A 302-nucleotide genomic window follows, 5' to 3' on the forward strand; every position below is an offset into this window, starting at 1 on the left:
AAGCGATGATATGGCGAACGACGATCTGTTTTACAAATTAGGGCAAATGTTTAAGATTGGACTTGGAACAGACTCAGACGTTACAAAAGCTATCGAATACTTCAGACGTTCAGCTGAAATGAATAACAAAAACGGCTTGTTTGAGTATGGCAAAGCACTTTTGATAGGTGAACACATTCCGCAAGATACGGATAGTGCAGTAAAATTGCTTGAGAAAGCTGTCAAACTAAAAAACAGAAATGCTAAGAGATTTCTTGCCCTTGAATATATTTCAGGAGAGCATTTGGAACAGGACATTGAAA

1 protein-coding gene is annotated in these 302 nt (G+C 37.7%); it reads left to right on the forward strand.

Going from position 1 to position 302, the window contains the following annotated elements; translation table 11 throughout:
• Positions 1-10: 10 nt before the first annotated feature.
• Positions 11-302 (forward strand): tetratricopeptide repeat protein (locus tag LI114_RS13895; RefSeq protein ID WP_413770913.1); only part of this gene is annotated, 292 nt, incomplete at its 3' end.

This window comes from Ruminococcus sp. 210702-SL.1.03 (assembly GCF_020559915.1).
Lineage (GTDB): Bacteria > Bacillota > Clostridia > Oscillospirales > Ruminococcaceae > YE71.